The sequence below is a fragment of the Desertibacillus haloalkaliphilus genome (assembly GCF_019039105.1).
GTDB classification, from domain to species: domain Bacteria; phylum Bacillota; class Bacilli; order Bacillales; family KJ1-10-99; genus Desertibacillus; species Desertibacillus haloalkaliphilus.
The window spans coordinates 1-371 of record NZ_JAHPIV010000367.1 but is presented as its reverse complement, the minus strand read 5'-3'; the positions used below and the strand labels follow the sequence as shown (position 1 = coordinate 371).

Below are 371 nucleotides of genomic sequence, written 5' to 3'. Positions count from 1 at the left end.
ATTTAAAGGAGTTCTAACGACAAGTGTTTGTCCTGGCTGAATATTTACCCCGACTTTTACCGCAAGTTCGGCATATTTTTCTAAATTTTCTTGAAAGGTTGACATATCATCAGTCCTCTTTTCTATTATGTATAAATTTACCTGCGTTATCTATTTTATCAATTTTGCAATAAAGTGAAAAGAATAGCGACCTAGAATACTTTTGTGCTATTATATATAGTGGAAAAAAGACAAGAGGTTCGCAAACTCCCTCTATAAAAAACTAAGGTGTTAACTGTACAGCCAAAAGAGTACAGTTTTCTTGTCGTTATTTAAAGACAATATTTTGTTCATTTTCAGGTCTACTCATTAATGTTCCCTAATAGCTAGAC

General features: G+C 32.3%; 1 protein-coding gene and 1 riboswitch. The gene reads right to left on the bottom strand.

The genetic code is table 11. The annotated features are described in order from the left end of the window. Positions 1–105 (bottom strand): aminopeptidase (locus KH400_RS22370; RefSeq protein ID WP_217228395.1); only part of this gene is annotated, 105 nt, incomplete at its 3' end. A 123-nt stretch (positions 106–228) separates the two neighbouring features. Continuing rightward, positions 229–272: riboswitch (PreQ1 riboswitch) on the top strand. The last annotated feature ends 99 nt before the right edge of the window (positions 273–371 follow it).